At 44.7% G+C, this 6,252-nt stretch carries 6 protein-coding genes; all 6 read right to left on the bottom strand.

The genetic code is table 11. The features are described from left to right. Positions 1-132 precede the first annotated feature (132 nt). The 6 genes from Psfp_RS20515 to Psfp_RS20490 all read right to left on the bottom strand — a co-directional run bounded on the left by Psfp_RS20515 (position 133) and on the right by Psfp_RS20490 (position 6,125). Entirely contained in the window at positions 133-1,950 is a 1,818-nt protein-coding gene (locus Psfp_RS20515) for a CotH kinase family protein (protein WP_134220371.1), read from the bottom strand. A gap of 14 nt (positions 1,951-1,964) precedes the next feature. Continuing rightward, entirely contained in the window at positions 1,965-2,639 is a 675-nt protein-coding gene (locus Psfp_RS20510; RefSeq protein WP_134220372.1) for a DUF4956 domain-containing protein, read from the bottom strand. A gap of 41 nt (positions 2,640-2,680) precedes the next feature. Then, on the bottom strand, positions 2,681-3,367 hold the full coding sequence (locus tag Psfp_RS20505) for a polyphosphate polymerase domain-containing protein (protein ID WP_134220370.1): 687 nt from the start codon (positions 3,365-3,367) through the stop codon (positions 2,681-2,683). 202 nt (positions 3,368-3,569) lie between these two features. Beyond that, positions 3,570-4,436 (bottom strand): SDR family NAD(P)-dependent oxidoreductase, encoded by an 867-nt coding sequence (locus Psfp_RS20500; RefSeq protein ID WP_134220369.1) that lies wholly within the window; start codon positions 4,434-4,436, stop codon positions 3,570-3,572. 96 nt (positions 4,437-4,532) lie between these two features. Beyond that, positions 4,533-5,387 carry a helix-turn-helix domain-containing protein gene (locus tag Psfp_RS20495; protein WP_134220368.1) on the bottom strand — a complete coding sequence of 285 codons (855 nt, stop codon included), beginning with the start codon at positions 5,385-5,387 and terminating at the stop codon, positions 4,533-4,535. A 138-nt stretch (positions 5,388-5,525) separates the two neighbouring features. Beyond that, positions 5,526-6,125, bottom strand: coding sequence for a DUF4405 domain-containing protein (locus tag Psfp_RS20490; RefSeq protein ID WP_134220367.1), 600 nt, complete (start codon positions 6,123-6,125; stop codon positions 5,526-5,528). Positions 6,126-6,252 lie beyond the last annotated feature (127 nt).

The raw sequence follows: 6,252 nt of genomic DNA, 5'->3' as shown, positions 1-6,252 counted from the left end.
CGCACACTCTTCGCTAATCAGAGCTGCAAGCTGCATTTCCTTTTCGTTTAACTGTGTCATGGTCATTTCTCCTTTTTGTTTTATATTGGAGATTATTCCCATTTACACAGTTGAAAATACAGCCTCTTTAAATTAACTGCTGTACTTTCGTTTTCTGAATTTCCAGGCAAACAATAATCCGAGTAAAATAACAGCTGCACTGACCGAAATATAGCCTATTTGCACAGGAGACATTTGATTGCTTGTGCCCCTGTTACCAAATGGATTCATCCCTTCATTGCCGGGCGCGGCGCCGGGGCGGGCATTGGCTCTGCCGGGCTGCTGCATACCGGCAGGCATATTTTTCATTCTCTCAATCCTGTCATCGTCCAGGCCCAATTCTTTTAGCCGGGCAATCTGTTCAGCTGAAAGCTCGCCGTTCTCAGTTTCCTGCATAATTTCCATTATCTCAGCCATATTCTCTTGATTCTGCACATTCCTGTCGCCGGGGGGGCCGCCGCCATTAGCAGGTTGAGGCTCTCTATTGTTGTTTTGCTCAGCGGGAATACCCTGGTTATTCCGGCCCTCACCGCCTGCGCCGTTACCTCTCACCCCGCCGCCCATACCTCCAAGCGCGCTCAAATCAATACCGGCAGCTGTGGTATTTTGCTTAGAAGTATTGTCGCCTTGCTGCGATGATGTCGCAGGCAGCGTTCCCGCCAACTGCGCGGTAATACTTGCGGCGCGCTGCCTGGCAAACTCCAGGAAAACAGGAAGTGAGTTTTCATACTGCTCGCAAGTGTAAAAAGCAGTCGCGTCGTTTTTGACATAGTCGCCAATCAGCGCGTCTACCTTTTGCACATTATTCTCGAATACCCCGCTGTCAAAATAACTTGAAACAACTTCACTTAAATATTTATGGTAAAGCTCCTTATACTCCGGCACTTCAAGCAGCTTTCCGAGAAGAGGGCGCTCGCTTAAACTACTTGTAACGGGTGTGTCTATAGGGTGATTAATCGCCGCTTCCGCATTATTTATCTCGTGGCCTGCGAAAGCCAGGTTGAAATCCCATGGCAAAATCGTAAAAACACCGTTTTCCTCGTATAAGTAATAATTATGCTTCATATTCCCCGTATAGCTGTCAAAGTTGACCAGGAAGGTGTTGACCGCAAAATATCGCAGGATCGAATCAACGTCTAAATATTGTTCAAGGTCCGTTCCATTATTCAGGTTATATATCATCGTGATAACCTTGTCGAAGTCGCTGTCGGTAACGTCATAGGCGGCATTGTTTCTAATTCCTGAATAGTTTGAGGCGCTGTCCCCGGTCCATTTAAGGTCTGCGCCCGCGCCTTCCGGACGGTAAAGGCGCCCTTCCGTACTGCCGTAGTTTCTTTCTACAAAGCTCTCCTCCATCACCTCAACGGCGAGGTACAGCCCCCACGGTTCGCCGTTTACCGTTATGTTGGCATAAGCATATTTGGGCGTAACAACCCCCATGGAATCAAACAGGTCATAAGCGATATATTCCTTCATATAGGTTTTATCCATAATGATATTGTTTAACGCCAGTTTATTTAAGCCAAAACAGGTTTGCCCCGCAATGTAGGTGTCAAACTCAATTTTGAAGCTGTATCGATCGGTGTTTTCGTTTCCTGCAACCGTCCTTAAGCTTGAATTCCCTTTGGGCCTGATACCGGCATTGTAAAAGGTGGCGCCGTTTACAGTTATATCACAGCTGCGGTATTCCTCCTGGGTTGCGTTTTCAAGAATCCAGTCAAAATCCTCTTGTTTAATGTCTATGTTAATCTGTGTTACCTCGTCTTTGTTAAATACCTTGCTGACGTATTCGGGTTCAGTGGCAGCAGAAGTACTGAGCATGCCGGGGAAAAGGATTAAAGCGGTTGTAAACATAACAGCAATTACCATAGCAATTGCAATTATCAAGTTTATGCGCTTGCCTTCTATCATTGTTTACACCACCATTAAGACATGTATTCTCCGTTGTAGCTTACCAGCACAGCATTATTAACCCCTGCGATACGGCTGATTTCGTTTACAAATTTCGTGGACATATCTTTTAGCCTTATTTCAACAGTCAGCTCAACACCGCTGCCGGCGGCTACCGTCTTTGATTTCACGACATGTTTCTTAACGCTTTTCACTATATAGTCCATTGCGTCCTTTTCACTCTCATCGCCGTCACACCTTATCACCAGTATATAAGGGTTATCCGTACTCTTTTTGTTCACAAACAAAACCATTATTACCCCGATGAACAATGAGCCAAATACAGCAAGCGGGATTAACCCGGCGCCTAAAACAATGCCCGCGCTGATTGCCCAGAATAAAAAGGCGATATCAATCGGTTCTTTGATAGCCGAACGAAATCTTACAATAGACAACGCGCCGACCATACCAAGAGAGAGAATAACATTTGAGCTGATCGCCATGATGATCAGTGTTGTTATAAGCGTCATGGAAAGCAGGGAAACACCAAAGCTTGCCGAATACATAACACCCCTGAAGGTCTTTTTATATACTAAAAAAATAAAAAGCCCCAACGCAAAAGCAAGACCAAGCGCTATTACCGCGTCCAACATCGAAAACGATGTAACCTTATCCAAAATATTTGACTTGAAGATGTCGTTAAAATTCAATTGATCAATACCGTTCACTTAATTTACCTCCGTTTTCTTAGCTAGCCGTAGATGCGGCAGGCCGCATACTTTGAAATTGCCGTATTGCGCCGCTCGTTTGTCTGAATTATATCCCTGATCAACTCAGGCAAAAACGCATCGAACTTTACCTCTAAAATGATTTGACCGCTTGCGGTTATATTCATGGTCGGCAGGTTCGGATTGAAAAAATCCTTGGAAACCAAACCACTTTTCAATTTGCTGTCAATAGTTATTCTCACGTTGCCAGGCTCATAGATATATGCTTCTCTGAAATAATCAACAACGGTTTTAGGCTGCATGAGTTGATATTGCATCTTGGCATACAGCTCCTGCAGCAGTTTATTGCCGGAAGCGATAAGCCACTCGATATCGCCTTCCAGCAGCCTTTCACATTGTTCCCGGGTTACTCTTGCCGCGGCCTTTGAACACAGGCTGTTTGTCTTACTTTTCTTCTCCAGCTTGATGAATGAAGGGTCGTCATTATAAAACCTTATTCTGAATTTTTCACGATGGTTGATCCCGTTGATTTTTTCCATGAGCGCTTTGTTATCAGGATTGTCAAAATACAGGCTCCGGATCTTATATGTCCCGTCACTCCCGGCAAATCTGTCCAGCTTTGCAATATGTTTTAACCTGCTTTTTATGGTGAAATAATCGGAAATATTGATATAATGTTTTAACTCGTGCCTGAATTTTTGTTTTTTCATAATGTCACCTCTATTTTTTTGCTTTAAATTCATGCTGTCATTATAAGTTATGCATCTTAATGTTAACTGAGTGTTAACTTAAAGCAGACTTAAAATTGAAATTAAAAAAATACCCCCTCCAGAGAGATCTCCGGGACGAGGGGTATAAAGCATTTTTTTATAATCTCTAATGAACCGTATAAATCAGGAGATGTCCACTTGACTAACTCCGGAAGGATACCGGACCAAGCGGTGGATTTTGTCCCTGGATAATGTTTTCCATGCGCTTTCTGACCAGCTCATTGAACTCAGGGTGAGTAAGGATGTAAAACCTTTCTTCCTTAATTGCGGCAAAAACGGCATCAGCCACCTCGTCAGGAGACAACACCTTAAATCCATTTCTCACCAGGTAATTCCACGCGGCCTCTTCCGACCCGGAACTCATGGGCTTTGCAGCGGGATTGCCCTGGTATTCCAACGGCAGATTTCGTGAGGAACTGAGAATTCTTGTCTTAACAAAACCCGGACAAAGAACAGAAGCTTTTATTTTGGCCCCCTTTTCTGCCAGCGACCGGTAAAGATGCTCGGACAGCGCCACCACCGCATGCTTGGTGACATGATAGGCCGCGCCCGGGTGGTAGGGTAAAAGTCCCGCGGTAGAAGCTGTGTTGACAACATGGCATTCGGTATCCTGGGCAAGCATCACCGGGATGAATACCCGGAGCCCATGGATAATTCCCCAGAGGTTTACGCCTACAACCCATTCCCAGTCGGTCTGGCTGTTTTCCCAAATAGAACCTTCCATGCCGCTAACTCCGGCATTGTTACAAAGCAGATGACACGCCCCAAAGGCTTCGACCGTCTTCTTAGCCAAAGCTTCGACCTGATGCAGCCTTGAAACATCCGTCAACACCGGCAAAACTGTCCCGCCCATAGCTGAGAGCTCTTTTTCAGCCCGGTCCAAAGCAGCTTGTTCCACATCAGCAAGCACTACCCGCATGCCCTCCTGTATACAGCGTTTGGCCATGCCCAGTCCAATGCCGCTGGCAGCACCCGTGATGACAGCAACTTTATCCTTGAACTCTTTCATGGTTGCCCCCCTACCCGTTAAAAATTCTCTAGCCTATATATCTAAAAGATAACCGGGATGGAAGGTAAAATCTTGAGGTTTTTTACAGCAATTCATTCAAAGCACCGGTACGTACAAATAAAATTTCCCGGTTTGCGCGTAATCCTCCGGAAATAGTTCAAACATATCAATCCCGGCGCCAACATTGATTTCAAGTCCTGTTACATCGAGCCATTTATATAAATCTTTCATCACCGTATGAAAAATTAATCCCATTTTCCCGGGATACTTAAATACTGCATACTTGGACGCGGGAATACTCCGATCCGCCAACCCGGACCTGTCTCCCCAATACTCTTCCGCTGCTATACCGACGAAACAATAAATGCGGGACGGATCGCCGCGGTCGGCCCGGACGACGCTGAACAGCCGCCCCGCAGTGCCTCGGATAATGAATTCTTCTTTAAAACTAATCACCATACGAAACACTTCTGTCACTTCGTTTACGTCCTCCGGATGAAAAAGAACATCCTTTCCCAATAACTTTATCTCTTTGAGCTCCCGGCAAAAGTAATCAATAACAACGTCCTTTTTGACATTTCTAAAGTCCCGCTCAAGGACATCGATCCTATCCATCAAAGGAACAGAGACATTTTCTTTCCTATAGCGGTTTGGGGTAACGTGAAACATTTTGAGGAAGTTCCGGGTAAACTGTTCATGAGAGTTGAAACCATACCGGAAGGCAATGTCTACTACTTTATAGTCGGTATTCTTCAAAGCTATGGCAGCTTCCGAAAGCTTTCGGCCAAGGACGTATGATTTAACTGTCTGATTGGTCACGGCCCGGAAGATACGATAAAAATGCATGGGTGATATATAATACATGGCCGAGAGTTCCTTCAAGCAAAGCTTCCGGTGCAAATTAGCCTCTATATATTGTATGGCGTCATTGATCATTCCAATGTAATGCATGGAATTGCCTCACCCTTAACAATGAACCTGCTGCTATGGTTCTTTCTCCATAAACTCCCCCACATCCTTCCAGCGCCCCATTATAGGGGAACGCTTCGAAAAAATATAAAGAAGCAGATGCTTTGCCCGTGACGCTGTTTAGCTATATAACTTCTGGTATTGAATTTTAGCAGCCTGCAACTGCGGGTTGCCCCGATCACATTTCAGGCTTAATAAGGGACAGTGTTTATCACAGGCTGTACAAAACATATTACCAAGATAATCCGATAAACTGACAGTTACTGCCGTACCGGCTTGCGTGTCCTGTAAAATTGTGTAATCCTGATCATAGACCCCACTATTTTTGCTGGAATCAATTCTTCTTGTGGTGATTGTATCCTGTGATGAACCTTTTGGCGGTACGGTATTTTGGGCCACCTCATCCGAACTGGGCATGATTTGAGAATACAATACGACCAAAAGCAGCGCTGCTGCTCCGAGGGTTTCGATTGTTCTCCTTATCTTACCGCCTTCAAAAGCTGCAGATGTTCTGCGTACAGATACCAGAATATAACGCCAATGCACTGCAAGATGGATTGCCAAGAGTCCCGCGCAGGCATAAGAAACCCATTTATGTACGGCAACAAGTATATGATTGTTGCCATTTGCTCCAAAGTTAAAAATCACTTGTGAAATGAGAATCCCGGTAATTATAATGGCGCTGATACCAATTAACAATGCTGCATTCAAGATGTACATCGGTTTAAACCCCTAATTTTAGAGTCTACTCCCCTTATTCTCTTGTTTACATAGAATTAATAAATATTGCTCACGGAACAGGAAAACCAATAAGCCTCAATTCATTTATTGTGAACAGCTAAGGCGA

This window comes from Pelotomaculum sp. FP (assembly GCF_004369245.1).
Lineage (GTDB): Bacteria > Bacillota > Desulfotomaculia > Desulfotomaculales > Pelotomaculaceae > Pelotomaculum_C > Pelotomaculum_C schinkii.
The sequence above is the reverse complement of the archived record's forward strand: the minus strand, read 5'-3'. Positions and strand labels throughout refer to the sequence as shown.

Coding starts and splice junctions, on each gene's coding strand:
- Psfp_RS20515 (WP_134220371.1), bottom strand. CDS start 1,950: ATGATAGAAGGCAAGCGCATAAACTTGATAATTGCAATTGCTATGGTA.
- Psfp_RS20505 (WP_134220370.1), bottom strand. CDS start 3,367: ATGAAAAAACAAAAATTCAGGCACGAGTTAAAACATTATATCAATATT.
- Psfp_RS20500 (WP_134220369.1), bottom strand. CDS start 4,436: ATGAAAGAGTTCAAGGATAAAGTTGCTGTCATCACGGGTGCTGCCAGC.
- Psfp_RS20495 (WP_134220368.1), bottom strand. CDS start 5,387: ATGCATTACATTGGAATGATCAATGACGCCATACAATATATAGAGGCT.
- Psfp_RS20490 (WP_134220367.1), bottom strand. CDS start 6,125: ATGTACATCTTGAATGCAGCATTGTTAATTGGTATCAGCGCCATTATA.